The organism is Cupriavidus sp. 94F1, assembly GCF_057798875.1.
The window spans coordinates 48,776-62,028 of the sequence record NZ_JBYOJT010000015.1; the positions used below are offsets into that span (position 1 = coordinate 48,776).

Sequence of the window (13,253 nt, forward strand, 5' to 3'; positions counted from 1 at the left end):
CATGAAACATCCAGTTGATCGACTGTTCGGCGGCATCTTCCTGGCCGTGATCGTGACGGTGGTGGTGATGGTGCTGCTGGCAACGCTGCCGCTGGAAGATCTGGGCATCGGCCGGATCGCGCATGTGCTGGTCGGCGTGGCGATCGCCGCGTGCATCGTCCTTCCGCGCCCGCTGCTCAAGCGCACGGTGTGGCACGGCCAGGACCCATTTGTGCTGGACGATGAACTCGACAACATGCTGATCGGCCGCGGCATTGGCGTGGTGTGCGGTGCGGCGGCAGGGGTGTTCGTACTGGCGCAGTGGACGTGATCCAGCCAGCGCCGGCGGACGTCGTTGAATCGCCAATTCGCTGCATCAACGATGCGATAGCCAGCCAAAAATCGAAAGGCGCCGGATACACTCCGGCGCCTTTCTTCATTCGTGCAATCGGCCGTCGATCAGTGCTTGCCGGTCGGCTCGGGCATGGCCGACGAATGGTGGTGGGCGATCAGCCATTTTCCGTCCTTCCACTCGTAGACATAGGTGTACCGGGCATGGACCGTCTTGCCGTCGGCGAACCGGAACGTGTAGTTGCCCACGTCCTGCGCCACGTTGCAGCCGATCCGGATGAAGCGGTCGTCGATCGAGCCCTGCGGCTTGCCCTTCAGGAACTTGACGAAGTAGTCCTTGATGCCGGCCGGCGTGTTACGGGCCTGGTTCGACACCGTCGGCAGCAACACGCCATCGGGTGCGTAGTTGGCCACTACCTTGTCCGGGTCACCGGTGCGCAGCGAGTCATTCCAGCGATCGAACAGGCCGGCGATCTGCTGCTCGGTCGCGGGCGCGCACGCCGGGGCGGCGGTTTGCGCGGTGGCGGGCATCGAAGCAAACAGAACGCCTGCGGCGACGGTGATAAGAGAAGCGGCACCCACGTATTTCATCGAAGTTTCCTGTGATCAGAGTCGTCATCGCACCCTGCGGCGCGGCGCCGGTGAGTCGGCACAGGGTTATTCTCGGGCGCCAACGTTAACCGCAGCTGGCGTGTTCGATGAAGCGATGCTGACGAAAAGATGAATGGAAGATGAACAGGGTGTCGCAGTGGTGTTGCAATGTGCTTCACGCTTTGATCAGGGCGTGTCGTCGATCCGGTAGCCCAGCCCGCGCACGGTCTTCAGCAACGGCAACGCGTGACCATCGTCGATCTTGCCGCGCAGGCGGCGCACGTAGACATCGACGATATTGGTCAGCGGGTCTTCGTTGGCGCCCCATACGTTCGACAAGATGCGCTCGCGGCTGAAGACCCGCCCCGGGGCGCTCATCAGCAGCTCCAGGAAGGCCAGCTCCTTGGCTGTCAGCGCGATGGCATTGCCACCGCGCGAGACCTGCATGCGTTCGCGGTCCAGGACCAGGTCGGCCACCTGCAACTGCTGCGCCTTGGGCTGCTGTTCCCGGCCGCGCCGCAGGAGTGCCTCGATGCGTGCCAGCAGTTCCTCGAACGCGAACGGCTTGGTCAGGTAGTCGTCAGCGCCCAGACGCAGGCCTGCCACGCGGTCGCCCACGTCGCTGAGCGAGGTCAGTATCAGGATCGGCACGTGATTGCGTTCGGCACGCAACGTCTGGCACAGCTCCAGGCCGTTGATGCCGGGCAGCATCAGATCGAGCAGCAACAGCGCGGCATCGCCGCGGCGCGCCATGTCCAGGCCCTCGGGGCCGGTGCGGGACAACTGGACGAGGTAGCCCTCGGCGCGCAGGCCGCGCACCAGGAAATCGGCCACGCGGGCGTCGTCTTCAATGACCAGGATGTTCATGGCTTGCGATGGCGTGGACGGTGACGGCGGGTTGGAGGCCGCCGGGGATGTCGATGCATGCACGCGTGCCGTGCGGGTCGACCTGGGCCAGCGTGAGGTTGCCGTGATGGGCCTGGACGATGGCCTGCGCGATCGACAGCCCGATGCCGGTGCCGTCGGCACGATGTGCCCGCGCGCGCCGGCCCCGCACGAAACGCTCGAAGACCAACGCCAGTTCGTCCTCATCGATGCCGATGCCATGGTCTTCCACTTCGATACGCACGCCGGCCGGCACCACGTGACAGCGCAGATACACGGTGCTGCCACGCGGCGAATATCGGATCGCGTTATCTAGCAGGATCACGATGGCCTGGCGCAGCCGGTCGGCATCGGCCATGACCGTGATGCCGCCGGCCGCTTCGGGCCATTGCAGCGCGATGCGCACGTCATGTTCGGCGCCCAGCGCATCGGCAAAGTCGGCGGCGTCCTGCAGCAGCGGCAACAGGGCCACGCGTTGCGGCTGCATCACCAGTTGGTCAGCCTCGGCACGGGCAATCAGTAGCAGATCATTGATATGCCCGGTCAGCTGCTCGGCGGCGCCGACGATCTGCTGCAAGGCATGGCGATATTCCTGCGCCGGCTTCTCGCCGCCCCGCAGCGCGATCTCGGCCTCGCCCCGGATGGCCGTGGTGGGCGTGCGCAGTTCATGCCCCAGGTCGGCAAACAGTTGCCGGCGGCGCTGGTCGATGCGCTGGAGGGTTTCATGCGCGGAACTCAGTTCGGCGGTACGGGCCTGCACGGCGTCTTCCAGACGGCGTCGGGCGGCATCGGCATCGCTACGATGCTGTTGCAGTTCGGCGGCCATGGCGTTGAAGCCCTCGGCCACATGCTCGAATTCGTCGCCCGAACGGATCGGCAGCCGGTAGTCGAGCGCGCCGGCCCGCAGCGCGCCCACGCCTTCCAGCAGCTGGTCCAGCGGGCGCTTGAGCCGGCGCCCGAGTTGCCAGGCCAGCACGATGGCGGCCAGCAGCGTGACGGCCGCCATGCCGAAGGCCTGGGCGCGCACGCGGTCCAGGCCTCGCTCGGTAGCAGCGCGCGCCAACGGCACGGCGGCGCGCTGACGATCAATCGCGCCATATAGCAACTCTCTTAAATCGCGGCCCCGCGCCTTGTCGAAGACGTCGTTCAGCTCCCGCCATACCCCGGCGAAGTCGGCGTCGCGCGGCAAAGGCTGCAGGGCCACCAGCCGCTTTTCCACGGCGACGATGTTGTCGCCGAGCAGATCCGTCATGCTGGCCAGCGCGTTGACTTCGGGCGGGATCGGTACGCCGTCGAGCGCGGAGATCTCGTTCCACAGCACGATGTCGCGCTGCGCAAGTTCCTGCAGCCGGGCGGCGCCGCGCTTCATGGTGTCCAGCAGCCGGTCGCGCACTTCGGGCGCGGCATCGGCATTCATCAGCCGCTGCGATGCCCACACGCGCAACCGCTGCTTGTTGGCGGACAGGTCCAGCAGTTCGGACAGGATGTCGCTGGCCAGCCGGCTGTGTTGAGCGTAGTCATTGACGCGATTGGCGCCCCAGTAGACAAAGCCGGCCTGGATGCAGACCAGCGCCACGAGCAGGGCAAAGGCGATAGAAAGGCGAAAGCGGAACATGGCAGATTCTTGAGTTGCGCGCGGCGTTGCGCCGCGCGGCCGGGGTTTCGCATAGACCGTGCTACGCCGCCGGCCGTTCCGCTTCGCCGTATGACATCTATGGCATCGGCGTCAGACTTCTCTGGTCAGCGCCTTGAAGTCGATCCACTGGTCGAACTGCTCGTTGGTGACGTGGCCCGAATCAATGGCCGCTTCACGCAGCGACAGGTTCTTCTTGACCGCGAGCTTGGCGATCTCGGCAGCCTTGTCGTAGCCGATATGCGGGTTCAGCGCCGTCACCGACATCAGCGACCGTTCCAGCAGTTCCTGGATGCGGGCACGGTCGGGTTCCACGCCTTCCACCATGTGCTCGGCAAAGCTGGCGGCCGCATCGGCCAGCAATGTCACAGACTGCAACAAGCTGTAGATGATGACCGGCTTGTAGGCGTTCAGCTCCAGCGTGCCCAGGCTGTTGGCCAGCGTCACCGTGGTGTGGTTGCCGATCACGCGGCAACAGACCATCGCCAGCGCCTCGGCCTGGGTCGGATTGACCTTGCCGGGCATGATCGACGAACCGGGCTCGTTGGCGGGCAACTGCAACTCGGCAAATCCCGCGCGCGGACCGGAGCCCAGCAGCATGAAGTCGCGGGCAATCTTCAGGAACGACGACGCGGTGGTATTGAGCGCGCCCGACAGGTCGGCCAGCGCATCGTGCGCGGCCTGCAGCGCATAGCGGTTCGGCGCCGGTTCGAACGGCAGGCCGGTGTAGCCGGCCAGCGCCCGCGCGAACGCGGCGGCGAAGCCCTGCGGCGAATTCAGGCCCGTTCCGACGGCCGTGCCGCCCTGCGGCACCGGCATCGCGCGCAGCATGGCCTGCTGCAGGCGCGACTGGGCATCGGCCACCTGCGTCATGTAGCCGGAAAATTCCTGGCCCAGCGTCAGCGGCACCGCATCCTGCAGATGGGTGCGGCCGACCTTGACGATATCGGAGAAGGCTTCCACCTTCTTTGCGAAGGTTTGTTGCAGTTTCTCCAGCGACGGCAACAGCGTCTGCTGGATGGCACGCGTGGCGGCGATATGCATCGCCGTTGGAAAACTGTCGTTCGACGACTGGCTGGCGTTGACGTGGTCGTTCGGATGCACCGGCTTCTTGCTGCCGACCTCGCCGCCCAGCATCTGGATGGCGCGATTCGAGATGACCTCGTTAAGGTTCATGTTGGTCTGCGTGCCGGAACCGGTCTGCCAGACCACCAGCGGGAATTCGTTGGGCCATTTGCCGGCGATCACTTCCTCGGCGGCCTTTTCGATGGCGTCGGCCACGTCGGGCTTCAGTACGCCCAGTTCGCGGTTGGCGCGCGCGGCGCACAGTTTCAGGACCGCGAATGCCTCGATCAGCGCGGGCGGCATTTTCTCACTGCCGATGCGGAAATTCTGACGCGACCTTTCGGTCTGCGCACCCCAGAGATGATCGGCGGGGACGGCAACGTCTCCCAGGCTGTCTTTCTCGATGCGGGTGGCGGTGGACTTCTCGGACATGGACTGACTCCTTCAGGAAAGAGATCTCACAGCTGAATCTGAGCAGACCTAGAGGATAGCCGTCCGGTGGCATATGCGCCGCATGGCCCTGCCGCCGGCGTGTGCTTGTGCGCGCGGCCGGCGGCGGTTGCCTGGCGAAATGCCCGCGTCGATCCGGCGTAACGATCTATGGGGCCGTCAACGCGGGCGACGGGGTCAGGCGGTCATCTTCAGGCACATTTCCATACAGGCGGCACACGCCTTGGCACATTCCTGGCAGTGCCAATGGTCATGGCGCTCGCATTCCTCGGCGCACCACTTGCACACTTCGGCGCAGTCTTCGCACACCAGTGGCGCGAATTCGCTGTTGCGCAGCATGTATGACGCAGCCAGGTTGGCAATGCCTGCGCAATCCATGTCCAGGGCGATGCAGCGGGTCATTTTCTTCGTGTCGGGCTCTTCCAGGCACGCGGCGGCGCATTTCAGGCAAGCCGCCGCGGCGGCATTGCACGCGGCGATGCAGTCGGCGTAACGGTTGAAGTTTTCCTTCACGTTGGGTCGAATCATCGGTGTCCTCCTAAGGGGGTAAGGGGTAGGCAACCGTTATCCACAATAGCAGGCGTACCGCGACCATGCCGGCACGCCGGGCCGGCACGCCCCGTTGATGGCCCTGGCGCCGGACTGTTCTACAATGGCCGCCACTGCATTGTTTCTGTGGCGTTCATGGTCGGCCATGCAAATGGCGGATGACCGACGAAGCGCGCAGAAGGCAGTGATTGACACAATCCGCCAGTGGAAAGGACAGCATCATGGGTGACGCAAAACGGCGGGGTACGCCCGAGGAACGGGCACAACAGGCACGGGCACGCATTGACGCGCTGCGGCCTGCACAGCTGGTCTGCGGATCTTGCAAGACCGCATTCACGAATTTCGATGCCATTCCCGCGCCGGGCCTGCACGGTATCGACGCCGTGTTCGGCGGACAGTGCCCGAACTGCGGCAACGACGTGGTGGTGTTCAAGGGTGAGTCGAAGGCGGTTGCCGAAGCCATGCTGGCCTACGAACGGATGATGGGCGAAAACGCCAAGCTCGGTTACCAGTCGGCGGACGGCCGCCACGTGCCGTTCGACGCCGACGCACCGCTGGCATCGGACGCTTCCGACGAGTCGACCAAACATTGAGGACGCGCCAACCCGGCCACAGTGGCGGCTTTCAGCGCCGAAAGTCGTCAGTGGGCCGCGTCGGCCGCCGCCAGCCGCTCACGCTTGCATTGCCAGCAGCGCCTCGGGGCCGATTTCATAGCGGCCCCGGCCGGCCGCCTTGGCGCGATACAGCAGCACATCGGCCATGCGCATCAGTGCATCCTCGCTAAGCGGCTCGCCCCGGTACAAGGCCACGCCGATGCTGACATCCACGTCGGTCACCACCCCATCGAAATAGAACTGCCGGCCCACCGATTCCAGGATGGCCTCGGCCACGCGCCGCGCCGCCAGTGGGGATTCGATGTCCGCCAGGATTACCGCGAATTCGTCGCCGCCCAGCCGGGCCACGGGGTCCTGGTGGCGCACGCAGCGGCGCAGCCGCAGTGCAAAGGATTGCAACAGCAGGTCGCCAGTGGCGTGGCCGTGGATGTCGTTGACGGCCTTGAAGCGATCCATGTCCAGGTAGAGCAGCGCCATCAGGCGATCCTCGTTCCGGGAAAGGGCCATGGCATCGCGCAGATGCGCCTCGAACGCGCTGCGATTCTGCAGCTGGGTCAGGTGATCGGTACGCGACAGATGCGATAGCCGCTGGGTCTCCAGCTTGCGCTGCGTGATGTCCAGCACGTGGATATGCACCCCCACCACCTGCCTGCCGTCCTCGCTCCATTCGGGCCGATAGGTGGTTTCCATCCAGTGGTGGCGCGGAAACTCGTACTCGCCCTCGAAACTGACCACGCTGCCCGCCAGCGCCTGCTGCAGGTACGGGCGGGCGCGCAGATAGCGTTCCTCGCCCAGCAGTTCGCGCACGGTCATGCCGCGGATCTGCTCGACGGACAGGCCGAACGCCCGTTCATAGGCCGCGTTGTTGAAAACGTAGTGCTCGTCGTTGTCGATGAACGCCAGTAGCGCGGGCAGGGTATCGGTCACGGCGCGCAACCGGCGTTCGCTGCGCGCCAGCTGCTGCCCGCGCTGCCGCACGTCCTGCATCAGGCGGATAAAGGCACGCGTGACGTCGCCGATTTCGTCGCGCTGGGGCCGCTTCGGCAGGCGCTCGAAGGCGTCCAAGTCGCTGGCGCTGTCGCGCACCACCTGGTGCAGCCGCGACAGCGGCGCCAGCTGCCGGCGCACCGCCAGCCAGATCAGCAGGGCCACCACGGCCAGCACGATGCCCGACATCATCACGAAGCGCCGCTGCAACTGCCGCAGCGGTGCGTAGGCCTCGTGCGCGGGCAGCACGGCCACCAGCTCCCAGCCGGTGGTGGCCATTAGCCGCCGGGCGATCACTGGCCGCGTGGGGGTCAGGAATTCCAGCGGCGCGGCAGTGTCGTCGACACCGCAGGTATTGCCGGCGGCGCTGGCGGGCTGGTGGGCCTGCGCGGGGTCGGGATGTTGGATGTACACCGGCGCCGCGCCGGCCGACACCAGGCAGTAGAAGCCGGTGATCCCCAGCCGGCTGTGGCCGATCTCGACCAGAAAATTCGGATGCCCGAGGTTGAGCCAGCCGGCCACCAGGCCCAGGAACGCGCCCGACGGCGACAGGATCGGCACCGCCAGCAGCGCGCCCATCGAGCCGTCGATACGCGCCCGCAACGGGGCGGCCACGACCACGTTCCGGGTACGCGCGGCTTCGCGGAAGTAGGTGCGGTCGCTGATGTCGGCCGGGGCGGCCCCGCTCATGCTGAGCAGGGTGCCGCTGGCGTCGGCCACCAGCACGGAATCGAATGCCTCGGGCACCGGCACCGTGCGCGTCACCACATCCTTGACCCGGTTGCGCAGCGCGTCGGGCGACATGCCATGCGCGGCCGCCAGCGGCGCGCTCAACTGCGGCGCCAGGTGGGTCAGCATCACGATGCGATCTTCCATGGCCGTGTCCAGCTGGTCGACCGACAGCTTGACGATCGAGTCCTGCTGGTTCTGCAGCACATCCTCGAGGTCGCGGTGTGCGTAGTAGAGCGAACCGAGCACGATGCCGCTGCCCAGCACGGCTGCAAGCACCGTGGTGATCAGCGCAATGCGCGCCTTGAGCGATGGCAAAAATCGGGGCATGGGTCCAAATACGACGCCGGCACGGCAATGCAGGATGTCAGAGGTCAGGGCGGCTCAGGGGCCACGGCGTCCGAAAGGCCTTTCGTCGCGCCTGGATATCCAGTGCAAGGGTACGACAAGGCAGCCGAACGGTATCACGGCACACCCGTTTGGTTCAGCCCGGGCAATCCGGGGTTTGACAATCGCGTGACAGGGGCCCTGCCCCAGCCTGGCGCCGCCCGCACACATGTGTGTGTGACGCCACTGTGCGGGCGCTTGGGGGCAGGTTATAGTGCGGCGATCCATGTTACGTAATGTATGCCCAGGGTCGGCATGATCCTGTCCCGCCCCATTCATTCATGAAATTGCGCCTGCTGTCTCCTGTCGTGCTCTCGCTGCTGGTTACCGCAGGGGGGGCGCTGCTGACGGCGGGAGCCTGGCGCCTGGCCACGGGCCTGGAGCGCCGGGTGGCCGAACAGGATGTGGGCGCCATGCTGGGCCGCACCGCCGATGCGCTGACCGACCGCTTGCAGGAAAACGAACGCCTGCTGCGCGGGGCCGCCGCCCTGATGGCCGCCAATGGCCACACCACGCGGGCGCAGTGGCGCAACTACCTCTATTCGGCGCAACTTGACGAACTGCCAACGGGCACCCAGTCGATCGGTTACGCACCGCTCGTGCCCCAGGCACAGCTGGCCGGCGTCGTGGCCGGGGCCCATGCCGATGGCGTGAGCGACTTCGAGGTCTATCCGCCGGGCGAGCGGGCGCAGTACGCCCCGATTCTGTTCAACGAGCCGCCCAGCGGCCGCAATGCCAGGGCGCTGGGCTTTGACCTGCTCACCGACCCGGCGCGCCGCGCGGCGCTGGAAGCGGCGCGCGACAGCGGCCAGCCCAGGCTGACCGAAGGCTTGGCCCTGATCCGCGAGGTGGAAGCGCAGGCGCCGCAGCGCGGTGCGTTGCTCTATGCGCCGGTGTTCCCGGCGGGGGTACCGTCAGCCACCGCCGCCGAACGGCGCGATGCGCTGTCCGGCGTCGTGTACGTCTCGCTGCGGCTGGGCGACCTGATGCGCGGCGTGAGCGGCGGCGTGTCGGGCGATCTGGTGCTGACGCTGTTCGAAGGACCTTCGGCCGCCGCCGGCGCCTTGCTGTCAGGCGGTGTGCCCGAGGCCGAGCGTCGCGACGACCACCGAAAGCCGATGATCGAGGCCGACCGGCAGATCGAATTCGGCGGCCGCACCTGGACGCTGCGCGCCGCCACGCGGCCCGGCTTCGAAGCCGCGCACGCCGGCCGCTATGGCATGCGCGTGCTGGCGCTGGGCGCGCTGGCCACCTGGCTGATGGCATGGCTGGCGTTCCGGCTGGCACGGGAACGGCGCGATGCCCGCCGGCAGGCCTCGCTGGCCGGACAGGCGGGCAGCGCGGTGGCTGCGGGCCTGCGCGAAAGCCTGGCCCGTGCCGAACAGAGCGCGGCCACCGCCAGTCTGCGCTACGCGCGGCTGATGGATCACGCGCCGTTCTGCGTCATCACGTTCGATGCCTACGGCATGATCACGGGCATCAACCGGGCCGGACAGCGCATGCTCTGGTACGCCGAGGCCGAACTCGTTGGCCGCATGCCCTACGCCAACCTGCACGATGCCGACGAGGTGGCCGCGCACGCGCGCGAACTGTCGGACGAGGTCGGCGAAACGGTCGAGCCGGGGCTGCCGGCGCTGGTGGCCAAGGCCCGGCTGGGCGTGACCGATGGCCGCGACTGGACGTACCTGCGCAAGGGCGGATCGCGGTTGCCCGTGCATCTGACGGTGACGGTGCTGGCCGACGGCAGCACCGAAGGCGGCTTCCTGGTGATCGCCCACGACCTGACCGAACGCCGGCGGGTGGACGAATACATCCGGCATCTGGCCCAGCACGATGCGCTGACCGGCCTGCCCAATCGCACCGAGCTGAACGCACGTACCGAAACGGTGCTGGCCGACGCGCGCCGCCACGGTCATCGCGTGGCGCTGCTGCTGCTGGACCTGGACCACTTCAAGCACATCAACGAAACGCTGGGCCATCCGGTGGGCGACGACGTGCTGCGCACCATCGCCGACCGCATCCGCGGCGCAGTGCGGCCGCGCGACGTGGTGGCCCGCATGGGTGGGGACGAGTTCGCCGTGGTGCTGGGCGGCCTGCGTCACGACAGCGAAGCCGAACTGGCGGCGGCCAAGATCCTGGCGCGGGTGTCGGAAGACCTGCAGATCGCGGGCCAGTCGCTGCGTGTGACGCCGTCGCTGGGCATGGCCGTCTATCCCGACGACGGCGACACGCTGACCAACCTGATGAAGTCGGCCGATTCGGCGATGTACGCCGCCAAGCAGGATGGCCGCGCGCAATTGCGTCGATTTGCCACGGAGATGGCGCAGGCATCGCTGGCCCGCTTCACGATCGAGGCGCTGCTGCGCCGTGCGCTGGCCGAGCAGGAGTTCCGGCTGCGCTACCAGCCGATCGTCGATGTCGCCACGTTAGCCGTGGTGGGCGTGGAAGCCCTGATCGCCTGGGAAACGCCGGAGCGCGGACCGATGCGCCCCGCCGAGTTCATCCCCGTTGCCGAGCAGTGCGGCCTGATCGGCGCGCTGGGCGCGTGGACGCTGGCCACGGCCTGCCGCGAGATCCAGTCGCTGCGGCAAGAGCTGGGGCTCGACATCGACGTGGCCGTCAACATCTCGCCGCTGCAACTGCGGCAGGCGAATTTTCCGGAAACCGTGGTGCAGTGCCTGCAAGCCGCCGACCTGCCGGCGGCCAGCCTGACGATCGAGGTCACCGAAGGCATCCTGGTGGACGGTGGCGAAAAGACGATCGAGACGTTCCGCCGTGTGCGGCAGCTTGGCGTCGGTGTGTCGATCGACGACTTTGGCACCGGCTATTCAGGCTTGGGCTACCTGACGCGCCTGCCGATCAGCAAGCTGAAGATCGACAAGTCCTTTGTCGATGACCTGGCCATGCCGGGGCACGACCGCGCCGTGGCGGCCGCCATCATCGCGCTAGGCCATCAGTTGCACCTGCAGGTGGTGGCGGAGGGTGTCGAGTCGAAGGCGCAGTTCGAATTCCTGCGCGGCGAAGGCTGCGATGCGGTGCAGGGCTTCCTGTTCTGCCAGCCCGTGGGGCTCGATGCGCTGCGCCAGATCCTGCTGGGCGGAAAAGGGTTTGCCGACGCGGCGTGAGCGGCGCGTCATACAAAAACGCACGCAGAAACGGGTACGCTTCGACAAAAAAGAAACCCGGCTCGCGCATGGCGCGCAACGCCGGGTTGTCGGTGAGAGCGGGGGCGCTCAGGTATTCGTGGTGACCACGGCCGGTTCTCCGACCCCCGTGGGATTGTGCAGGCGCCGGTACAGGTCGTCGATGCGCGACCGGCTGCTCGCGAGTTCTTCGCGGCCCTGCTCGGTCAGCAGGTAGACGCGCCCGATGCCATCGCGCAGGACGCTTTCGAGATAGCCTTCCATCTGCAGCGCGCGCAGCAAAGGTCGTACCGTGCCGATGTCCACCTGGAATCCGTATTCCATGAGCATTTCTGCAAGCATGGCCACGGTGGCGGGCACCTCCATGGCGAATTGCATGACGTAGACGCGGGCTAGCAAGCCGAGGAACTGTCGTTTCATGTGGCAGGCAACGCAAAAGCCGGGGTGGCGGTTGACGCGGGAATGCAACGTGAGCGAAGCGCCCCATCCCCTTGCACGCTCCGTAGTCGTTACGATACGTGATTCTCAACGCCAGAAAAAAAGAAGCCGCCAGGGTTGCCTGGCGGCTTGTCGGGAATGCGTCGGAGGGGTCAATTAACTCTGGCGCAGGGCAGATTTTAATGGAACTGAATACGCGATGTCACGCCCTGTGGTAGTGACCCCTACCACCGGGGGGTGATTCCGTAAGGCTTTCGAAAGCGATATTGCGGCGAAGGCGCAACAAACGCCGCTGTTGCCCCATTTTTGGGCGTGAATCGGCCAGTATTTCGCCCCTTCGACCGTGCGCGCGCTAAGGGGCGCATGTCCGCTTCCAGCCAGCCATGCGCGTGGATTTGCGATGAAATGGCCCCCATGGATTTGCGCCCGAATCGCATGAAAGCGCTGTAAAGTGCAGCATTTGTCGCATTATTGCAACGGTTTGCTGTCTTTGAACCCAATCATTGCCTGAATCGAACTGATGAAGCCTGCCGATCTGTTTCGCCTCCTGCTGCTCTCCGCCATCTGGGGCGCCAGCTTCCTGTTCATCCGCATTGCCGCGCCGGTCCTGGGGCCGCTGCCGACGGCGTTCTTCCGGGTGCTGATTGGCGCCATCACGCTGGCGGCCTGTCTGCCCATGCTGGGCCTGAAATGGAACATGCAAGGCAAGTGGCCAGCGGTGGTCATGCTGGGCGTCATCAATTCGGGCATTCCTTTCGTGATGTATTCGGTGGCCGCGTTATGGCTGCCGGCTGGCTATTCGGCCATTTTCAACGCCATGACACCGCTGATGGGGGTGGTGATCGGCGCGCTGTTCTTTGCCGAGAAACTGACGCGCGCCAAGGCGGCGGGCGTGCTGCTGGGCCTGGCCGGCGTGGCGGTGCTGACGCGCACGGGTCCGGTGGTCTTCTCGCACGACGTGTTGCTGGGCGCGCTGGCGTGCCTGGTGGCGACGTCGTGTTACGGGCTGGCCGGATTTCTGACGCGTCGTTGGATCACTGCGCGCGGTGGGCTGGACAGTCGGCTTGTTGCAGGCGGCAGCCTGGTCGGTGCCACGCTGTTCCTGCTGCCTTTCAGCGCGGCGGCGTTGATCCGCGATAACACGCTGCCTGCGGCCGGCCTGGGTGTGTGGGCCGGCATGCTTGGACTGGGCATGTTCTGCACCGCCATTGCCTACGTGCTGTATTTCAGGCTGATCGCCGATCTTGGGCCGGTACGGTCGCTGACCGTCACGTTCCTGATTCCGCCGTTCGGCATCGTGTGGGGCTGGATGTTCCTGGGCGAGACGCTGTCGTGGGCGCACGCGGCCGGCATGCTGCTGATCGGCGGGGCGGTCTGGCTGGTGCTGCGCCCCGCGACGCCGGCGCCTGCGCCGGCCGTGGCGCGGTCATGATGCCACGCGTACCGAGAGCC

11 protein-coding genes are annotated in these 13,253 nt (G+C 66.4%); 4 read left to right on the forward strand and 7 right to left on the reverse strand.

Translation table 11 applies throughout. The features are described from left to right. Nucleotide 1 precedes the first annotated feature (1 nt). A complete protein-coding gene (locus AC3FJ6_RS25115; protein WP_153946832.1) occupies nucleotides 2-310 on the forward strand; it encodes a hypothetical protein in 309 nt (102 codons plus the stop codon). A 128-nt stretch (nucleotides 311-438) separates the two neighbouring features. Here the strand turns inward: AC3FJ6_RS25115 and AC3FJ6_RS25120 are convergent, their stop codons facing one another. The 5 genes from AC3FJ6_RS25120 to AC3FJ6_RS25140 all read right to left on the reverse strand — a co-directional run bounded on the left by AC3FJ6_RS25120 (nucleotide 439) and on the right by AC3FJ6_RS25140 (nucleotide 5,482). Then, complete coding sequence (locus AC3FJ6_RS25120) at nucleotides 439-921, reverse strand: SgcJ/EcaC family oxidoreductase (protein WP_153946833.1); 483 nt, start codon at nucleotides 919-921, stop codon at nucleotides 439-441. A 186-nt stretch (nucleotides 922-1,107) separates the two neighbouring features. After that, the gene (locus tag AC3FJ6_RS25125) at nucleotides 1,108-1,788 is read right to left on the reverse strand and encodes a response regulator transcription factor (RefSeq protein ID WP_488774191.1); all 681 of its coding nucleotides are present in this window, start codon (nucleotides 1,786-1,788) and stop codon (nucleotides 1,108-1,110) included. Then, complete coding sequence (locus AC3FJ6_RS25130; protein WP_488774192.1) at nucleotides 1,769-3,421, reverse strand: sensor histidine kinase; 1,653 nt, start codon at nucleotides 3,419-3,421, stop codon at nucleotides 1,769-1,771. Before AC3FJ6_RS25130 ends, AC3FJ6_RS25125 begins: the two co-directional genes overlap by 20 nt. Nucleotides 3,422-3,532: 111 nt before the next feature. Beyond that, nucleotides 3,533-4,936: a class II fumarate hydratase gene (gene fumC, locus AC3FJ6_RS25135; protein WP_488774193.1), complete on the reverse strand. Its 1,404-nt coding sequence runs from the start codon at nucleotides 4,934-4,936 to the stop codon at nucleotides 3,533-3,535. Nucleotides 4,937-5,131: 195 nt separating this feature from the next. Next, nucleotides 5,132-5,482, reverse strand: coding sequence for a four-helix bundle copper-binding protein (locus AC3FJ6_RS25140; protein WP_092597258.1), 351 nt, complete (start codon nucleotides 5,480-5,482; stop codon nucleotides 5,132-5,134). Nucleotides 5,483-5,724: 242 nt separating this feature from the next. Between AC3FJ6_RS25140 and AC3FJ6_RS25145 the strand changes: the two genes are divergently transcribed. Beyond that, complete coding sequence (locus AC3FJ6_RS25145) at nucleotides 5,725-6,096, forward strand: hypothetical protein (protein ID WP_092597255.1); 372 nt, start codon at nucleotides 5,725-5,727, stop codon at nucleotides 6,094-6,096. 78 nt (nucleotides 6,097-6,174) lie between these two features. Here the strand turns inward: AC3FJ6_RS25145 and AC3FJ6_RS25150 are convergent, their stop codons facing one another. After that, a complete protein-coding gene (locus AC3FJ6_RS25150) occupies nucleotides 6,175-8,163 on the reverse strand; it encodes a sensor domain-containing diguanylate cyclase (protein WP_488774194.1) in 1,989 nt (662 codons plus the stop codon). A gap of 338 nt (nucleotides 8,164-8,501) precedes the next feature. Here AC3FJ6_RS25150 and AC3FJ6_RS25155 point away from each other — a divergent pair, with 338 nt between their 5' ends. Then, nucleotides 8,502-11,345 carry a bifunctional diguanylate cyclase/phosphodiesterase gene (locus tag AC3FJ6_RS25155; RefSeq protein ID WP_488774195.1) on the forward strand — a complete coding sequence of 948 codons (2,844 nt, stop codon included), beginning with the start codon at nucleotides 8,502-8,504 and terminating at the stop codon, nucleotides 11,343-11,345. Between the two features lie 108 nt (nucleotides 11,346-11,453). On the opposite strand, the gene AC3FJ6_RS25160 is transcribed toward AC3FJ6_RS25155, so the two are convergent. Continuing rightward, the gene (locus AC3FJ6_RS25160) at nucleotides 11,454-11,783 is read right to left on the reverse strand and encodes a PadR family transcriptional regulator (RefSeq protein WP_049816016.1); all 330 of its coding nucleotides are present in this window, start codon (nucleotides 11,781-11,783) and stop codon (nucleotides 11,454-11,456) included. A gap of 538 nt (nucleotides 11,784-12,321) precedes the next feature. On the opposite strand from AC3FJ6_RS25160, the gene AC3FJ6_RS25165 reads away from it, so the two are divergent. Then, the gene (locus AC3FJ6_RS25165) at nucleotides 12,322-13,233 is read left to right on the forward strand and encodes a DMT family transporter (protein WP_488774196.1); all 912 of its coding nucleotides are present in this window, start codon (nucleotides 12,322-12,324) and stop codon (nucleotides 13,231-13,233) included. The last annotated feature ends 20 nt before the right edge of the window (nucleotides 13,234-13,253 follow it).

Coding starts and splice junctions, on each gene's coding strand:
- AC3FJ6_RS25115 (WP_153946832.1), top strand. CDS start 2: ATGAAACATCCAGTTGATCGACTGTTCGGCGGCATCTTCCTGGCCGTG.
- AC3FJ6_RS25120 (WP_153946833.1), bottom strand. CDS start 921: ATGAAATACGTGGGTGCCGCTTCTCTTATCACCGTCGCCGCAGGCGTT.
- AC3FJ6_RS25125 (WP_488774191.1), bottom strand. CDS start 1,788: ATGAACATCCTGGTCATTGAAGACGACGCCCGCGTGGCCGATTTCCTG.
- AC3FJ6_RS25130 (WP_488774192.1), bottom strand. CDS start 3,421: ATGTTCCGCTTTCGCCTTTCTATCGCCTTTGCCCTGCTCGTGGCGCTG.
- fumC (WP_488774193.1), bottom strand. CDS start 4,936: ATGTCCGAGAAGTCCACCGCCACCCGCATCGAGAAAGACAGCCTGGGA.
- AC3FJ6_RS25140 (WP_092597258.1), bottom strand. CDS start 5,482: ATGATTCGACCCAACGTGAAGGAAAACTTCAACCGTTACGCCGACTGC.
- AC3FJ6_RS25145 (WP_092597255.1), top strand. CDS start 5,725: ATGGGTGACGCAAAACGGCGGGGTACGCCCGAGGAACGGGCACAACAG.
- AC3FJ6_RS25150 (WP_488774194.1), bottom strand. CDS start 8,163: ATGCCCCGATTTTTGCCATCGCTCAAGGCGCGCATTGCGCTGATCACC.
- AC3FJ6_RS25155 (WP_488774195.1), top strand. CDS start 8,502: ATGAAATTGCGCCTGCTGTCTCCTGTCGTGCTCTCGCTGCTGGTTACC.
- AC3FJ6_RS25160 (WP_049816016.1), bottom strand. CDS start 11,783: ATGAAACGACAGTTCCTCGGCTTGCTAGCCCGCGTCTACGTCATGCAA.
- AC3FJ6_RS25165 (WP_488774196.1), top strand. CDS start 12,322: ATGAAGCCTGCCGATCTGTTTCGCCTCCTGCTGCTCTCCGCCATCTGG.